The organism is Caballeronia sp. GAFFF2, assembly GCF_023631485.1.
In the GTDB taxonomy this organism is placed as follows: Bacteria; Pseudomonadota; Gammaproteobacteria; order Burkholderiales; family Burkholderiaceae; genus Caballeronia.
In genome coordinates this window covers 1-15,832 of record NZ_JALQDA010000061.1, presented here as the reverse complement: position 1 = coordinate 15,832, position 15,832 = coordinate 1, and the positions used below count along the sequence as shown (strand labels likewise).

Here is a 15,832-nt window from a genome sequence, read left to right as displayed (position 1 = left end):
CGAGCATGGCTAGAGAACCGAGGCGGCGCAGGCAATCACGAGCACGCGGCAATCCTTTCCCACGTCAAAGCGTTCTTTGAAGCTCATGAGGAGTCGCGTTTCACCGATCTGAATGATGGGTCGGAAAGGCCAACGATTAATCGAGCGGGCTATCGTCGCAAAAGCGAAGGATCTGTCGAATACCTAGTATTTCCGGAGATCTTCAAGCGGGAAATTTGCAGCGGTTACGATGCTCGTTCGGTTGCAAAGGCACTTGCTGCGGAAGGTTGGATTCGTCCTTCCGCTGACGGTCGTTCAGTCCGCGCCGAGCGAATTCCAGAAAAAGGCCCAACGAAGGTCTACGTCTTCACTGCAGAAATGTGGAAATAGCAGGCACACATTGAAAAGCACGGGTTACATGGGTTACGCGGGTTACGCAGTTGTGGAGCCTTGCTGCATAAGGGTTTCAGCGTAACCCGCTTTGAGAAAAGCGTAACCCATCGCAATTCAAACGGGTTACACCTGGAGCCCTTGTAACCCATAAACGGGTTACGCATCTGGGCGGGTTACGAAATGGGTAACTCAAATTTATCAATGAAATCAATAGTTTGCGAACCCGTAACCCATGTGACCCGCGTAACCCTAAAAATGCAGCATGTACACAGGTTTATTCTGAATAGATCTTTAGCCCGTCACGGGGCAGGCCTTAAACATAAAGCGGGAGGCGCAAGGACCTCTGTCCATTGAATGAATTTGCACGCTTGAAGCGTCGCCGATCAACTCCGCCTGCAACCTAACGATAACTAGCTTTGGTAGAGGTGTTGCTTGTTGCCACGCTTAATTGCATCCTTCCCTGTTTTAATGTTCACCGCAAGTCCGATTTTCGGCCTTCGCGGTCGTTAAGCGTTCAGCCGCCGACCGGCCGCTCCACGTCGCCTTGCCGTCATTGACGATGCGGCGCCCTTGAATGTCGGCTTCTGCGAACTGCGAATGAGTCTTGCCGACCCCTTTCGGCCGCTCGCCTGCTCGTACATCGAGCGTCTCTTCGTGGAATGCACCGGCCAGTCGCTCACGATACTTGACAAGGCGTTGTCGGCCTCAGCCACGCTACCAATTTTGTCGTCGTACGGCTGCAGTTGAGCAGCGTTGCTAGCGTTCGCGACACGGCGCAGCGAGCCTCGGTTTTCGGAGCGAAAACGGATCGTACTTCGCGAAAGTTACCGTGGTTATTCTTCGCCGCACGGCATTCAGCACTTTCTTACTTAAGACGGGCGGCATCAAGGAGCTTTAACAACCGATCTATGTCGACCGGCTTCACTAAGTGATGGTCAAACCCTGCGGCCGTGGTTCGCAACCGGTCTTCCTCCTGGCCGTAGCCAGTAACGGCAATCAGTACCGGTTTTACCTCTCCTTTCTTTCGTATCTGCCCAGCTAATTGGTACCCGTCCATGTCCGGAAGTCCAATATCAAGCAGTGCCGCGTCGAATTGGCGAAGCTCCGCCGCCTGAATTGCTGAGTGCGAATCGTAAACTACAGTTACATCGTGTTGTTCTGCTTCGCACAATAAGCCCAGCGAGTCAGCCGCATCGTGGTTGTCATCGACAATAAGCACCCGTCCAGAGCGAGCAGGAACTATAGACTTAACGGAATGTGTCGAAGTCTGAGTAATGTCGGCACCTGTATGTTGCAAAAGCGGAAAGCTGATCGTGACTGTTGTTCCTTGGCCAGGACCAGGACTTTCCACGGTAATGCCTCCCTTATGCAAATGCACCAGGCGCTTGACCAGCGAAAGTCCGATACCAAGGCCGCCCTCGGACCGATCAAGAGTCCGCTCGCCTTGAGAAAAAAGATCGAATATGTACGGAAGTAGTGCAGGAGATATTCCGCTCCCGTTATCACTGATCTTGATGAAAGCGACAGCGCTTGAATTGGATACCGCGATCTCAACACGCCCTCCCTCCTGCGTGTATTTGCAAGCGTTGTTAAGCACATTGACGAGTATCTGAGAAAGCCTGGCGGCGTCCACACAAATCCAGATGGGATCTGGCGGTAGTTGTACCGTAACGTTTTGCTTTCGTGCCGACGTCATCGAGGCTACAGTTTCCACAGCTCCATACACAGCCGACCCGACAATAAGCGGCGTCAAGCGAAGTTTGATGCGGCCATGCGTGATTCGCGAGACGTCCAATAAATCGTCTACTAAACGGGTCAGATGATCGACTTGACGACGGACCATGCCGACAAGTTCCAATTGACACTTATGGTCTTCCCGCTCCATCAATGTGATAGCGGTTGTGATCGGCGCTAACGGATTGCGAAGCTCATGAGCCAGCATTGCAAGAAACTCATCTTTGCGTCGGTCAGCTTCCTTAAGCGCATGCTCTGCCTCCTTGCGTGCGGTTATATCGCTAGCTGCCCCGATCCATTCATAGATCTCACCCGCCTCGTTCAGCATTGGGACCGCTCGTGAAATAACCCAACCAACCCCTCCGCTTGCTCGCCTCACGCGGTGTTCTAGGTGATACACGGTTCTAGTCCGAATCGCTTCATTTACCGCTGCCTGAAGCATTTCCTGGTCGTCTGGAGGAATGAAGTTGTCCAGCCAATTCGGGTCGGTTTCAAAGACGTCCTTCAGAAAACCGCGTCCTTCTAGCTGGTTTAATTGCGTCCAATCAGGGTTGATGCGATAGATGACCTCCTCTGTTGCATTGGAGAGAGCGCGAAAACGCTTCTCACTCTCCATTTGTGCACTTTGAAAAACGTACTGCTTTGTGATATCGGTTGTCGTATGTAGAACGCAAGCGATTCGGCCAGTTCCGTCGAATATCGGGGTATTTGTTGCGGCCCAGAAGCGTTCTTCATAAGCCACGTGTCCGCCCGAATCTTCGATACGTATAGGATAGCGTTGTGCTGGGAGCTGATCGGATTTTCCGGACTCAAGCACGCGTGCGAGCGACTGCCGGAGTGCTAGCTCTCCGGTATCCTCGCCATCGTCGGGGTCTCCTGGAAAAGCATCGAACAAACTCATTCCCACCAACTCCTCTCGTGTGCGTGATGACGCCTGGAGAAATGCGTCATTAACGGCGAGAATTTTCGCCTCGGGGGTGGGCGATAGCAGGTAATTTCCAGACGGCAAACTGTTAAACACAATTTGAAAAAGGTGCGGATCTAGCATTGTCGTAACGGCCCCTTTAGGTTTGTCGGGCCGTCACTTTGACGGGCGCAAGACCCGCTAATTAAAGCAAAAACAATTCCTCGACGATGCCGGCGACTACCTAAGCCGATGCGCTTTAGAAGCGGCAGGAGTTTCCGGAGTTGCCGGTGGAAGCCCGCTTCGCATTGGCGGGTTTCGGAGCAAATCAGCTTTTCGGGTGACCACAGCGCAACTGCGGTGAGTGACAGAAATTGGCCGATAGCATCAGTTGAATCAGCGTGCCGCCGTGCCGATGCCGGAAGTCTCCATTGTCAACGTCGTGGTGTTCGTGCAAACGAGCACTACCGGCCAGTAAGCGACATCCACCTGATGACGCATCTGGACATTCGGGAGTCGATATAACACCGAAAGCGGTCATTGAACCACACAACCACGATGCCCAGCTACGGAACGTCCAGCGATCACAATATTCGTTGGCGCAGCGTAGGTAGCCGGCGCGGCCGAATCAATTCAAGATTGCTGGCAATGCCGCCCATAATTTCCCCAGAAGTATCGAAATAGAAATCGCTACCTTGTGTAACCGGTGATCAGCCGAGATGGCGATCGGCAAAACTCCATTTGTGACGACCAGGCCGCCGACGAATAGGTTCGGCAGGAGCCGGGTTGAGTGAACCCGGACGATTGCGCAAATGCTCCGGCAGCAGGTCCGCGTGCTTGCGCATCCTCCGTTCGTTACGTGAGGATTGACGACTTGGCGGGGTAAAGGTTGCAATGCGCGCTGTGGGGCGATCAATCGAATGATGAAGAGCTTGCTGATCGTTTAGATGCCGCTCGCATCTCTCATAAGCGGCTTTGTGAATCGCGTCTAAATGTTTCCATGGCAGACGCACACGTGGCGTTGCACGGTTTCGGCCCCCGCCGCCACAAGTACTGGATCAAGCAGGCGGATAAAAAGGCGTGGCTGGGAAACAGTCTGCTAGCGCGTTTGCTTTTCCTGATAGCGCAGACGCGCCGCTTTTATGACCGGGTGATTTTGCTCGGCCCAAGCAACAAGGGTCGCGAGTGGGGCCAGCATGGAATGACCAAGGTCGGATAGACGGTATTCGACGGAAACCGGTTTCGTTGGAAATACATGCCGCGTGATGATCCCGTCTTCTTCAAGATTGCGCAGCGAGTGGGTGAGCGACCTTTTGGATATATCCGGGATGAGTCTCGCGAATTCGGCGAAACGCCGCGGCCTTTCGGCCAAAGCCATTACGATGAGGGTGCTCCATTTCTCGCCGAGACGGTCCAGCACGTCGCGGACGGGGCATTGAGGGGCGATAACGGGCATCGCTACCCAACGTTTGAAGCTTTCGATAAGCTCCGACGTATCGCTGTTTTCAGGTCGCTCAAGCATGCCATCTTCGAATAGTTACAAGGTATCCAAAGAAGACCACGTCCTGAAGACATGATCAACGGATATTTGCTCGCCAGCTTCCGTCATTCCAATGCCCCGAACTCCAGCAGGACCTTGCCTCCCTTGACCGCATGCTCGACGGCTGTCTCGATGGCGGTCACCGGATACACAGCGGCGACGGGCTGCTGAATACCGCCGGGGCGGAGCAGATCAACCAACCCGGTAAGGGTCTCCGGGATTTTGGCCCGGTGCTTGGGATGGCCCTCGAAGAAGCCGCAGACGGATATCCGTTTGAAGATCAGGTGCTGGGCGGAGATGTGCATAGGCTCGTGGCTCGCAGCGCCATAGGCCACGAGAACGCCATCGAGGCTGAGAAGCGCGGCGAGCCGTCCGGCGGAGGCGCCGCCGACGCCGTCGAGCGCCAGCCGGATCTTAAGCCCCACAATACGTGGGTCGTCGGCCGACAGCCCGTCTTCGTCGACGAGGACGATGTCGCAACCGCTACTCGCGCGCACCTGCGCCACATCCTTCGGCTTCCGGACAAGGCCGATTGTGCGCAAGCCCCGCCGGGAAGCAAGGCCCGCGATCCAATGGCCGAGCCCTGACGAAGCGGCGTTGTAAATTACAGCGTCGCCGGGCTGAAGGTTGACATAGACGTCAAGCAGAAGGGCCGCCGTGACCGCGTTAATGGTCGCCATGGCCGCCTGCTGCAGGTCGGCATCTGGCGGCAGCGGTATCAGTTCCTTTGCGCTGACGACCATGCGCTCGCGCCAGCTCCTTGCCATGAATGGTAATACGACCGGCGTGCCGGGGTGAAGGTCTGTTACGCCTTCGCCAATCGCAAGAACCACGCCGGCGCCCTCGTTACCGAGGACCTCCGGCAAATCCGGTTTCCAATCGTAGACACCCCAGGCGACCATAAGATCGTTAAAGTTGATCGGTGCGAAGCGGACCTGCACGAGAACCTCGCCGGCGCCCGGTTGCGAGGGCTCGTCGACGTCCCGAAGGACGATGTTTTTATCACCGTAGGCGATTAGCTGGACGGTGTTCATGGTTAGAGGAACAACTCTGCGCCAAGCTCGTGGCTGAGCTTGTCTCGAACTCCTGCTGCAATGGACAGGACGGCATCAAGCGGGCTGAAAGTGATGTTGAGGTTAGTCACCTCGCCAGCCCGGTTGCGCAGGATTGAGACGAGGCCAACAGCCGAGCGGCCGTCAACCAGGTTGGCGTCGTACTCGAAGAAAGACCGCTCGCCCATCGATCCCAGAAAACGCGGTGTCTGGGTTGCGTACTGAGTGGCGCCGGCCTTGACCACCTTGAGTACCAGTTCCTTGCCTCGAATAGTCTTACGCAAGATGGAAGACTCCAAGGTGACACCATCGCCGAGATCTTCGATGAAAGGGTGGTGCTTCGTTTGCTCTGCCATAACAGGCTCCTTTTGTGCCGAATGAAGTTAGATTTGGACGGAAGGAAAGGCCGGGTCATCGACAACCAATTTATGGAGCGAGGCTAGGTCGAAACCTCGCAAATCCTGCAAACGGCCTTCGCGCACTTTGTTCGCCCAACACGGATCAGTCAACAGCGCTCGACCGACGGCAACAAGATCGAAGTCGCCTTGCGCGATCCGTTCACGCAGCCGATCGAGCCCGGCAGGCCCCGCATTGGCACCCTTGCCCGTCAACAGATCGGTGATATCGGGGCCGTTGAGGCCGACAGAGCCAACAGTGATTGCAGGCTTGCCGCTGAGGCGTTTGGCCCATCCGGCGAGGTTAAGGTCAGAGCCATCGAAGGCGGGCTCCCAGAAGCGGCGCTGCGACGCGTGAAAGGCATCGACGCCCGCGTGAGAAAGTGTCGACACGATAGTGCCGAACTCCTCGGGCGTGTTCGCGATTTTTGCGTCGAACGCCCCCTGTTTGAATTGTGATATGCGAAACAGGATCGGAAAGTCGTCGCCAACCTCAGAACGAATAGCACGCAGGATCTCGGCTGCGAAAGTTGTGCGGGCAACGATATCGCCACCCCAACGGTCGCTCCGGGTGTTGCGGCCTTCCCAAAGGAACTGGTCAATCAGGTTGCCATTGGCGCCATGCACTTCAACGGCGTCGAACCCCAGTGACTTGGCGCTGCGCGCGGCGCCCGCGAAGGCTTTGATCGTATCAAGGATGTCGCTTTCCGACATCGTGTTGGGTTCGTCGTTAGCGACGTCAGGGGCTTCCATCTTCACAGGGTCTCGCAGGGCGCCGGCGTGGTGCAACTGAGCGGCGATCTTTCCGCCGGCGTCGTGCACGCCTGCCACAACGGCCGACCAGGCCTCCTGGGCATCGCGGTTATGGAAAACCGGAATTCCTGGCACTTCGGCTGCCGCTTTGCGATCGACGGCGACTGCTTCCGTGATGATCATCCCGACACCGCCTTCGGCGCGCGTCCGGTAATAGGCGGCGACATCCTCGCCAGGGATGCCACCTGCGCTGAACCCGCGCGTCATCGCCGACATGGCAAGGCGATTTTTTAAGGAAAGGCTTTTGATCGAGAAAGGGGAGAACAGAACGTCAGTCATGGCTTTTGAGTTGTGTCAAAGTGAAAAGAACGGCCGAACCAGGCGGTGGTGAAGCGCTCAGCTCGGGCTGCCGAGCAGCAGCCCGACATGGTCGCGAAAGAACGCGGCAAGCCGTTTGGGCTGTTGACCGACGAGCGCGTGTACGGCGTGGGTGGAGGCGCTGAACTGCCCTGCCGCCTGATTCGCTTCAGTGACGACAATCATGGAAATGACCGCCGCGGGCACGCCCTGGCGATCCAGCTCGGCTTTCAGCCGCTCCTGACCAACATGCTCGACACGCAGCGGTCTACCAGTCGCTTCGCTGACCAGCTCCGCTATCTCGTCGATCGTGAGAGCCTCCGGACCAGCGACATCGAGCTCCCCAAGCCCATGGTCTTGGGTGACTACCCGGGCGGCGACGGCCGCCGCGTCTGCCCGAGCGACATAAGCGATACGCCCTGTCCCTGCGGCCGTCCACCACACGCCGTCAAGAACGATCGCGGGAAGATAGGCGAGCAGGTTCTCCTGGTACCAACTGATGCGTAAGCTTGAATATTCGAGACCGCTGGTGCGCAGGTCCGCCTCCATCGCAGCATGATCGGCAGCAAATGGGATCGCGGCGCTGGTCATCGGGTTGGGCATCGAGGTATAGGCGACGTGCCGTACGCCACAGCGTTTAGCAGCTGCTAGCGCCGCGGCGTGCTGGCGCTGACGCTGTCCGGGGGTGATGAGTTCGTCCGTCGAGATGATCAGGGCGCGGTCGGCCCCAGCGAAGGCCGTCTGCAAGGTCGACGGATCGTCGAAATCGGCGCGTCGGACCTCGACTCCCGACTCAGCAAGCGAAGCTAATCTCCCAGGGGTCCGGGTAGCGGCAATGAGGTGAGTCTGCCTGGCCGTAAGGAGGTCATGACAGACAATTTGTCCCAGCGCACCGCTTGCGCCGGTGACAAGAATGGCTTGCTTTTCCATGTCTTTACGGTCTCTTTTAAGTACTAAGTCTTAGTATGAGACCTAAACAAGCGAGTCGGAAGGAGGCAGTTTTTGAAGACTTGGTAACCTTTTTTTCACCTTCACCGCGGTCATTTTGCAGTAGACAACATTCGATATGCGGGTATATGCTCGCGTCCTATGACACCTTGCTTCTGCACCAATCTTCGTTTGGCGACGCGACGCCTATCGGCTGCTTATGATGCGGCGCTGGAACCTTTTGGCATCAACATCGGACAGTATTTTCTGCTTCGGTCGATTGCAGAGCGGCAGCAAATAAGTCTTACCGAACTCGGCCAAGTGACGGAGTTGGAACGTTCGACAGTTGGACGTAACGTGCGGGTTCTGGAACGCATGGGCTTGGTGGCAACCGGGCGGGGCGAGGCGGACCAGCGAGAAGCACTCGTGGCGCTGACTGCAGAGGGACTCGCTCGTCTGACAGACGCGCAGCCAATCTGGGAAGAAACGCAAAAGGATTTTGCTGCCCGACTGGGCGCAGAGAACATTAATGCGTTGAATGCGGTGCTCGAGGCTATTTGATTCTAAGAAAAACGGGTATATACCCGCACGGGAGTTGACATGAGGTTCAACTTGCTCGGCCAGACCGGCGTCCGGGTTTCGCAAATAGCACTGGGGACGGCAAACTTTGGCACAAGATGGGGCCATGGCGCCGACGAAGCCGAGAGCGCCACGATCCTCGACGCCTATGCGGCAGCTGGTGGCAACTTTATTGATACGGCCGACGTTTATCAGTTCGGCCAGTCCGAAGAGATTCTGGGAACCCTACTTGACGGTCGACGCGACGACTTTCTGCTCGCTACCAAATTCACATATGGTTCGACGCCGGAGCCAAACCGTCTTGTGACCGGCAACAACCGCCGTGCGATGGCCACTTCGGTCGAAGCCAGCCTCAAGCGCTTGAAGACCGATCGTATCGATCTCCTTTGGGTTCACAATCCAGACGAGCTAACACCGACTGAGGAGATCGTCCGCGGTCTCGATGACCTCGCCCGCGCCGGCAAGGTCCTGTATGCGGGCTTGTCAAACTTTCCGGCTTGGCGGCTGGCCCGGGCTGTGACCATGGCAGAGCTGACCCGCGCGGTTCCGATTGCCGCCGCTCAGTTCGAGTACAGCCTTGTGCATCGCGAACCGGAAACCGATGTCCTGCCGGCCTGCCACGCGCTGGCGCTGGCGCCGGTGACATGGTCGCCGCTTGGCGGCGGCATGCTAACCGGCAAATATCGGAAGGGAGAAGCCGGGCGCCTTCAGGCTTTCGGCGGCAAGGTGTTTCAGGCCGAGACGTCGGCGCTGCGCACGGCGACGCTTGATGCTGTTCTTGGTGTTGCCGAGGACATTCACGTCACACCCGAACAAGTTGCGATTGCCTGGGCCGCGCATCGCGGCGCACTGCCGATCATCGGTCCACGCACGATGGCGCAACTGACCAGCAATCTCGGCGCTGCAACTCTCGCATTGTCGACTGAGCATCTTGCCCGTCTAGACCGCGCAAGCGAAGCGAAAAAAGAGATGGGCGAGTCTGCGGCAGCGTTGGACTTGTCCGGGCTTGTGCCCCCGGCGGTCCCGGTCGCCTGACCCAGGAAGTTTCTTGTCTTCGAAGATTGCTATGACGAGCCGTGAGATTACTCTCGCCCATCCCGTGCGCACGGCCATTGGCGCGTTCAACGGGGCACTGAAGGGCGTGCCAGCAACCGAGCTCGGCGCCCATGTCATTCGGGAAACCCTGCGTCGCGGCGCACTCGACGGCGGGCTTCTCGGCGCGGTGGTGATGGGAAATGTGATCCAGGCAGGGAACCGTATGAACCCGGGCCGCCAAGCTGCGATTGGCGCAGGCGTGCCGGTGTCAGTGCCGGCGCTGACAGTGAACCGCGTCTGCGGATCGGGCGCGCAGGCCGTGCTAACGGCGGCGGCCGAAATCCTGGCAGGGGACTATGACGTGGCCGTCGCTGGCGGCATGGAGAACATGGACAGGGCTCCGTACCTGCTCGACGGCGGCCGTTGGGGCTATCGTATGGGTCCCGGCCAGGTTCTCGACAGCATGCTGGCCGACGGACTCAACGACGCGTTTTCAGGCGAGCATTCTGGCTGGCACACCGAGGACCGGGTCGCCCATGCCGGTATCTCTCGTGCCGAGCAGGATGACTTCGCAGCCCGGTCCCAGCAACGCTTTGCCGCGGCCCAGAAAGAAGGCCGCTTTGCCGGCCAGATCGTCCCTATGGATATTCATGGACGCAAGGGCGTTGAGTATTTCAAGACCGACGAAGCGCCGCGTCCTGAGACCACAGCAGAGAACCTCGCGCGTCTGAGGTCCGCTTTCCGGCCTGAAGGCACAATCACAGCGGGTAACCCGCCCGGCCTTAATAGTGGTGCGGCCGCGATGATCGTGGCCGACCAGGCCTTTGTCGATGCACGCGGACTTGAGCCACTCGGTCGGCTCGCTGGGTACGGCGTCGCGGCTGTCGAACCCGGATTGTTCGGGCTTGGGCCGGTCCCGGCCGTCCATAAGGCGCTGTCGCGGGCAGGCGGGACGCTGGCCGACATCGAACGCATCGAGATCAATGAGGCGTTTGCAGTTGTCCCGATCGCCGTCGCCCGAGAGCTTGCCCTGCCGCTTGATCTCGTTAATGTCGATGGCGGCGCGGTCGCGCACGGCCATCCCATCGGCGCCACGGGCGCAATCCTCATCACCAAACTGCTCCACGCCATGCGGCTGGACGGAATCACACGGGGCGTCGTGACACTTTGCATCGGCGGCGGTCAGGGTATCGCCCTCGCGTTGGAGGCCCTGTGACCCATCATCCCCAACCCATTGCGCGAACGCCGGCAGTCCGCGCCGCAGACAGGCATTTAAATGAAAGATCAGGAACTCTCTCTTCTGGCCGACGCCGACCGGCGCGCGGCCGCCTATCTTAGTTCGGTCGAGACGCGCCGCGTCTTCCCTACACCGGAAGCGCTCGCGGCGCTTGCTGCCTTCGATGAGCCATTGCCGGAAAGCGGCCTCGACGCAGGCGCGACCTTATCGCTGCTCGACGAGGTCGGCTCGCCCGCGGCGGTTACAACGAACGGGCCTCGCTATTACGGCTTTGTCGTCGGTGCCTGCCTGCCGGGTGCCGCGGCGGCGGAACGGCTGATGCTGGCGTGGGATCAGGGCGCGCCCCTCGCCATGACATCTCCGGTGAGCGCCAAGGTCGAGGAGGTTGCTGGTCAATGGCTGCTCGACATCCTCGATTTGCCACGGGAAAGCGCCGTCGGTTTCGGCACCTCAGCGACGGCGTGCGGCCTGACCTGTCTTGCGGCCGCGAGACAAGTGCTACTGCGCCGCGCGGGATGGGACCTTGAGACGCACGGACTCAACGGTGCACCGAACATCCGGGTCGTGGTGTCGGACAAGATCCACATCGTGGTACTCAAGGCACTACGTATCCTGGGATTCGGCTCAGCGCAGATCGAGAAGGCGCCGACCGACGCCCACGGGCGTATTGATCCTGACCGTCTGCCCCTGCTCGACGGCCGCACCATCCTCTGCCTGCAGGCCGGAGAGGTTAATACGGGCGAGTTTGATCCTTTCGTCGATCTCATTCCACTCGCCAAGGCAGCTGGGGCCTGGGTACATGTCGACGGCGCGTTCGGGCTTTGGGCGCGGGCGTCAACGCTCCTGCGCCATTGGACAACTGGGATCGAGGATGCCGACAGCTGGACGACCGACGGTCATAAGTGGTTGAACACGCCCTATGACTGCGCCATGGCAATCTGCCGCGACCCGGACGCGCTCGCCGAAGCAATGAACAGCGATGCCGTGTATGCCGCCGGGTCGAAAAAAGCGCAGAAAAATCTCACGCTTGAGTTTTCACGCCGCCCGCGGGGCATTCCGGTCTGGGCAGCCCTGCGCACGCTGGGGCGTCGCGGCGTCGCGGCGTTGATTGAGCGGCATTGCGCCCAAGCCTCAAGACTTGCGGAGGGACTGCGCGCGGCAAAGTTTGAGGTCCTGAACCGCGTAATCCTCAATCAGGTTCTCGTGCGCGGTCACGATGACGAGGAAACCACGGAGATCCGGCTTGCCGTGGAGAGGTCCGGGGAAGCTTGGTTCGGACCATCGGTATGGGGCGGCCGTCCGGCTTTCCGCCTTAGTGTGTCGTCCTGGCGAACCGAGGACGCTGACATCGACCGGCTGATCGTTCAGCTCACGAAGTTGCGTGCCACGCGCACATGAACTTGTAACGACAGGAGACACGATGGACAACGTTCTAGAAGAGGCCAGCCACAGCGCCGATAGTGCGTCCTTCAAGATCGTGGTGGTGCTGCGCGAGGATCTCGAGCCTTGGAAGCGGCTTAACGTGGCGTGCTTCACAACCAGCGGTGTGGCGGCTGCGCCGGGCGTCGTCGGTCAGCCTTATCGCGACGCGTCCGGTCTCGCCTATCTGCCGATGTTCCAAGAACCTGTGTTGATCTTCGGCGCTTCAGCGGGCGAGATGGAAAGGACCGCCGACCGAGCCCGAGCACGTGATGTTTCTTTCTCGGTCTTCACCGAGCAGTTGTTTAATACCTTCAACGACGCGGACAACCGCGCGGCCGTCGCCGCCGTAGAAACGGCCGATCTCGCCACCGTGGGAATGGCGTTCCGCTGTGAGCGCAAAACGGCTGACAAGATCCTCAAAGGGCTAAAGCTCTTACGCTGACGCAAACTTCAATTGTTCGGAGAACCTGACGAACGCTTTTCCTCGCGTCGAAGTCAGAAGCCACGCCACGCCAGCAGATCAGGCCAGCGCCATCGATTTCGTCAATCGCGTCAACTGGCTGTTCGAGACTTGGGACGTGGACGGCATGGTCGATGCATTTTTGCCGGACGGAGTCGCTTTCCACTTTCACGGTGTGATCCGCGGCCGAGAGGCGATGCGCCGCTTCTTCGACGACGACTATCCATATCTCATTCCGGGCGTCAGCCGCCATGCGACCAACCACATCGTCGACAGCGACGGCGACGGGGTAGCGGTCCGTTATCACAATCTTCTCGTCCGCTATGCCACGATTAACGACGCGCGCGAGCTTGGCAGCGGCAAGGTGCTACACAGCGAGACCGGCCTGCCGGGTATCTGGATCTATTCGCCGATGCTTGATCGTCTGAGACGCGTAGAGGGTGAATGGAAGATCCTTGAGCGCTATGTCGGCGGCTCCATGACTAACCGGCGGCTTGAGCCGGGCGACACCGAACCTGCTGCCTTGACGCCTTTCATGCCGAAGTTGGGAGCGCCGCTCGCCAAGAGCGCACGCCCGCAATGACCAGCTATGCTAATCTCGCCCGCCGCCTGCGGCAGGCTTATACGTTCGGCCCGGTGTCGCCGCTTCGAGACGGACTCGAACCGCATGATGTCGACGGTGCGTATGCCGTCCACTCCATTAACACCGCTTTTTGGCAAGACCAAGGCCGGCGCATCACGGGGCGCAAGATCGGACTGACGGCGCAAGCGGTTCAAAAGCAACTCGGGGTCGATCAGCCGGATTTTGGTGTCCTCTTCGACGACATGGCGATCCCATCCGGCGGTACGCTGGACCTTACGAAGATGCTGCAACCGAAGGTAGAGGGCGAGATTGCCTTCGTGCTTGAGCGCGATTTGACGGCGGCAGATCAGACCGCGGCCAAGTAGGCGGCCGCGATCCGGAGCGCGCATGCGGCCATCGAAATCGTCGACAGTCGCATTGCCGACTGGAAAATAGGGTTCGCCCATACGGTTGCCGACAACGGCTCCGCCGCCTTCTACGTGTTGGGCGAAGCCCGGTCGCTGAGCGATGCTGACCTCCAACGTTGCGAGATGGTCCTCAGGCTGAACGGCGAGCCAGCATCGACCGGAACCGGCGCTGCGGTCCTCGAAAATCCCTTAAATGCCGCCGTCTGGTTGGCACGCGAGCTCGCCACGCGCGGCGAGTTCCTCCGGGCGGGCGAGGTCATCCTTACAGGCGCGCTTGGTCCAATGGTTTCGCTACCTCCGGGCGCGCACGTGCGCGCTAGCGTCACCGGCCTGGGTGAGGTGAGTTTCACCTCTTCGGCAATCACCAAACACTGTGTCGAGTCTTGACTAGCCTCCAGACTGCGATCGATTACCGCCTCATCGCTCATCTCCTAACTTCGGGACCGCGTACTGATTTGTGGCGAAGTCGCGGACGCCTTTTTCGTCCCCGTGGAGCAGCTGATCATGCGCCTTGTGGCCGGCCGTTATGGCACCGTGCTTCATCCGCATTTTTGGGAATTGCGGCTGATCCATCCGTTTTCGGCCTCGCCGACGATCACCTAAGTGGTAGCGCCGCTCGGATCTCGCGGCCGCTTGCATATGGTGAGCCGATGGCGTGCGCCTTGCTGACGGGTTCAACGCGACCATCCATACGCGGGTTGGAGGCGAATGCGAGAATGTTGGCATTCACGTCGAGAACGGCGTGCGCTAGAACGACCTCTGGTGCATTGGTGCGCCGCGTACAGCCTGGACTGGGTGCATCACTTGTGCACGACCATTCTGCCGTTTATTTGCTTGAAGCCGTGCGCGCATCGAGTAAAGCCGCGGCATGGAGAAGGGCGCCGTCGCCTCGTTCGCACAGTTCATGATTTCGGCCTGGAATGCTACGCCTACCGTGTCGTACTGGATTGGACTACGCTGGAGAAATTTGTAGGGCGTGTCAGTCTGCCGAAGTTTCCGTCGGATCGGCCGTACGAGCGACTTCTGGACGATCTCGCCGAGGTGCAATCTGAGCTGCCATTGAGCAACCATGAATTCGCATCGAATTGTCCGCGTGTCCCAGCCCGAAGCAGGAAGAGGCCTCAAAGTTCTTTTGGCTTGAGCCGATGGCCGTGCCGAAATCCCTTCCCGTATGCTGTTGATACAGACCCAGATTGAAAGTTCGGTATCTCCGCATCTCGCCACGGCGACGTTGTGCATACCGGACGGCGCACAACGCGTTTCGAGGTCCAAGGATGCATGCCTCCTGAACGCTAGAACGACCTCCGCACCGTTCGGATCGCCGACCGCGCCGCGACGTCGATAACGAGAGAACATGACGTTTGCTCAGCGGAACGATCGGCACACGCCATGACCTCCGTGCCTTTTGTGCAGCGATCGCGCGATCCGAACCTCCCATATCGTCTTTGGACTGTCCGAAGTCCATTCGAACCGGTCGATGACTTTTCGTTCGCTTAAGTGGCTGTTCCGGGTCGATTTCGCCCGTTGGTCGGGAGGCGAACCGAAGTTCGAGAAGACCATAGTACCAACGGCAAGTGTCGAGAGTGGAACAGCCGTCCCGCCCGCGGTCAACGAACGTCAGCAATGGCCGAGAACTTGCCGCACGCCTTTACTGACCTGCGACGAAACTCAGATTCAGGTCGGGAGCTTGACTCACCAACCAGCGGGGACGTCCGGACTGCTATCCGACGCTCCCGATAGCTACTGTTCCCGCCCTCCTGAGCCAGACAGGAATCGGCCGCAACCCATCGCCCGCAAAGCAAAGCTTCCCGCCATCGCGTGTCCGCATTGCTCCGGACCCCCGACAACAGCGCCCGCATCCCGCCGATCACAATCACTGCGAACACGGCTCCACGACTCTAATCTCGAAGATTGACACCGCGTGTTGCAGCTGCGCCGCCTGATCATCAAGAGACTGTGCCGCAGCTGCCGCCTGTTCGACAAGAGCCGCATTCTGCGTATTTCGGCGAACGTGACCGCCGATTTCGGGAACGTGACCGATTCGGCAAGGTCGGGCGTTGCGCGGTGTCGATTGT

At 59.1% G+C, this 15,832-nt stretch carries 14 protein-coding genes and 1 pseudogene; 9 read left to right on the top strand and 6 right to left on the bottom strand.

All coding sequences use genetic code 11. From position 1 onward, the window contains the following. Positions 1–369 (top strand): annotated as a pseudogene (locus NCT04_RS33770) (DUF927 domain-containing protein); the annotation flags it as partial. An 868-nt stretch (positions 370–1,237) separates the two neighbouring features. On the opposite strand, the gene NCT04_RS33765 reads toward NCT04_RS33770, so the two are convergent. The 6 genes from NCT04_RS33765 to NCT04_RS33735 all read right to left on the bottom strand — a co-directional run bounded on the left by NCT04_RS33765 (position 1,238) and on the right by NCT04_RS33735 (position 8,037). After that, positions 1,238–3,154, bottom strand: a complete 1,917-nt coding sequence (locus NCT04_RS33765; RefSeq protein ID WP_250470157.1) for a PAS domain-containing hybrid sensor histidine kinase/response regulator — start codon at positions 3,152–3,154, stop codon at positions 1,238–1,240. 955 nt (positions 3,155–4,109) lie between these two features. Further along, positions 4,110–4,532, bottom strand: a complete 423-nt coding sequence (locus NCT04_RS33755) for a winged helix-turn-helix transcriptional regulator (RefSeq protein ID WP_250470156.1) — start codon at positions 4,530–4,532, stop codon at positions 4,110–4,112. Between the two features lie 83 nt (positions 4,533–4,615). Next, positions 4,616–5,584, bottom strand: a complete 969-nt coding sequence (locus NCT04_RS33750) for a zinc-dependent alcohol dehydrogenase family protein (protein WP_250470155.1) — start codon at positions 5,582–5,584, stop codon at positions 4,616–4,618. Between the two features lie 2 nt (positions 5,585–5,586). Further along, on the bottom strand, positions 5,587–5,958 hold the full coding sequence (locus tag NCT04_RS33745) for a hypothetical protein (RefSeq protein ID WP_250470154.1): 372 nt from the start codon (positions 5,956–5,958) through the stop codon (positions 5,587–5,589). A gap of 27 nt (positions 5,959–5,985) precedes the next feature. Beyond that, a complete protein-coding gene (locus tag NCT04_RS33740; RefSeq protein WP_250470153.1) occupies positions 5,986–7,089 on the bottom strand; it encodes an oxidoreductase in 1,104 nt (367 codons plus the stop codon). A 57-nt stretch (positions 7,090–7,146) separates the two neighbouring features. Further along, positions 7,147–8,037: an NmrA family NAD(P)-binding protein gene (locus NCT04_RS33735; protein WP_250470152.1), complete on the bottom strand. Its 891-nt coding sequence runs from the start codon at positions 8,035–8,037 to the stop codon at positions 7,147–7,149. Between the two features lie 159 nt (positions 8,038–8,196). Here NCT04_RS33735 and NCT04_RS33730 point away from each other — a divergent pair, with 159 nt between their 5' ends. From NCT04_RS33730 to NCT04_RS33695, 8 genes are read left to right on the top strand one after another with little or no spacing between them, the layout of a single operon-like run. Then, positions 8,197–8,595, top strand: coding sequence for a MarR family winged helix-turn-helix transcriptional regulator (locus tag NCT04_RS33730; protein WP_250470151.1), 399 nt, complete (start codon positions 8,197–8,199; stop codon positions 8,593–8,595). Positions 8,596–8,634: 39 nt separating this feature from the next. Next, entirely contained in the window at positions 8,635–9,648 is a 1,014-nt protein-coding gene (locus NCT04_RS33725) for an aldo/keto reductase (protein WP_250470150.1), read from the top strand. Positions 9,649–9,679: 31 nt separating this feature from the next. Then, complete coding sequence (locus NCT04_RS33720; RefSeq protein WP_250470160.1) at positions 9,680–10,864, top strand: thiolase family protein; 1,185 nt, start codon at positions 9,680–9,682, stop codon at positions 10,862–10,864. Positions 10,865–10,924: 60 nt separating this feature from the next. Further along, on the top strand, positions 10,925–12,283 hold the full coding sequence (locus NCT04_RS33715; protein WP_250470149.1) for a pyridoxal phosphate-dependent decarboxylase family protein: 1,359 nt from the start codon (positions 10,925–10,927) through the stop codon (positions 12,281–12,283). Between the two features lie 22 nt (positions 12,284–12,305). Next, positions 12,306–12,749 (top strand): DUF2000 domain-containing protein, encoded by a 444-nt coding sequence (locus NCT04_RS33710; protein ID WP_250470148.1) that lies wholly within the window; start codon positions 12,306–12,308, stop codon positions 12,747–12,749. Positions 12,750–12,774: 25 nt separating this feature from the next. Then, positions 12,775–13,350 carry a nuclear transport factor 2 family protein gene (locus NCT04_RS33705; RefSeq protein WP_284503569.1) on the top strand — a complete coding sequence of 192 codons (576 nt, stop codon included), beginning with the start codon at positions 12,775–12,777 and terminating at the stop codon, positions 13,348–13,350. Further along, positions 13,347–13,715, top strand: coding sequence for a 2-keto-4-pentenoate hydratase (locus NCT04_RS33700; RefSeq protein ID WP_250470147.1), 369 nt, complete (start codon positions 13,347–13,349; stop codon positions 13,713–13,715). Before NCT04_RS33705 ends, NCT04_RS33700 begins: the two co-directional genes overlap by 4 nt. A gap of 9 nt (positions 13,716–13,724) precedes the next feature. Continuing rightward, complete coding sequence (locus NCT04_RS33695) at positions 13,725–14,144, top strand: 2-keto-4-pentenoate hydratase (protein ID WP_350030061.1); 420 nt, start codon at positions 13,725–13,727, stop codon at positions 14,142–14,144. The last annotated feature ends 1,688 nt before the right edge of the window (positions 14,145–15,832 follow it).

What these genes read in the sequence shown, in the direction of transcription:
- NCT04_RS33715 (WP_250470149.1), top strand. Translation starts at nt 10,925, where the DNA reads ATGAAAGATCAGGAACTCTCTCTTCTGGCCGACGCCGACCGGCGCGCG.
- NCT04_RS33745 (WP_250470154.1), bottom strand. Translation starts at nt 5,958, where the DNA reads ATGGCAGAGCAAACGAAGCACCACCCTTTCATCGAAGATCTCGGCGAT.
- NCT04_RS33725 (WP_250470150.1), top strand. Translation starts at nt 8,635, where the DNA reads ATGAGGTTCAACTTGCTCGGCCAGACCGGCGTCCGGGTTTCGCAAATA.
- NCT04_RS33765 (WP_250470157.1), bottom strand. Translation starts at nt 3,154, where the DNA reads ATGCTAGATCCGCACCTTTTTCAAATTGTGTTTAACAGTTTGCCGTCT.
- NCT04_RS33735 (WP_250470152.1), bottom strand. Translation starts at nt 8,037, where the DNA reads ATGGAAAAGCAAGCCATTCTTGTCACCGGCGCAAGCGGTGCGCTGGGA.
- NCT04_RS33740 (WP_250470153.1), bottom strand. Translation starts at nt 7,089, where the DNA reads ATGACTGACGTTCTGTTCTCCCCTTTCTCGATCAAAAGCCTTTCCTTA.
- NCT04_RS33730 (WP_250470151.1), top strand. Translation starts at nt 8,197, where the DNA reads ATGACACCTTGCTTCTGCACCAATCTTCGTTTGGCGACGCGACGCCTA.
- NCT04_RS33700 (WP_250470147.1), top strand. Translation starts at nt 13,347, where the DNA reads ATGACCAGCTATGCTAATCTCGCCCGCCGCCTGCGGCAGGCTTATACG.
- NCT04_RS33720 (WP_250470160.1), top strand. Translation starts at nt 9,680, where the DNA reads ATGACGAGCCGTGAGATTACTCTCGCCCATCCCGTGCGCACGGCCATT.
- NCT04_RS33750 (WP_250470155.1), bottom strand. Translation starts at nt 5,584, where the DNA reads ATGAACACCGTCCAGCTAATCGCCTACGGTGATAAAAACATCGTCCTT.
- NCT04_RS33710 (WP_250470148.1), top strand. Translation starts at nt 12,306, where the DNA reads ATGGACAACGTTCTAGAAGAGGCCAGCCACAGCGCCGATAGTGCGTCC.
- NCT04_RS33755 (WP_250470156.1), bottom strand. Translation starts at nt 4,532, where the DNA reads ATGCTTGAGCGACCTGAAAACAGCGATACGTCGGAGCTTATCGAAAGC.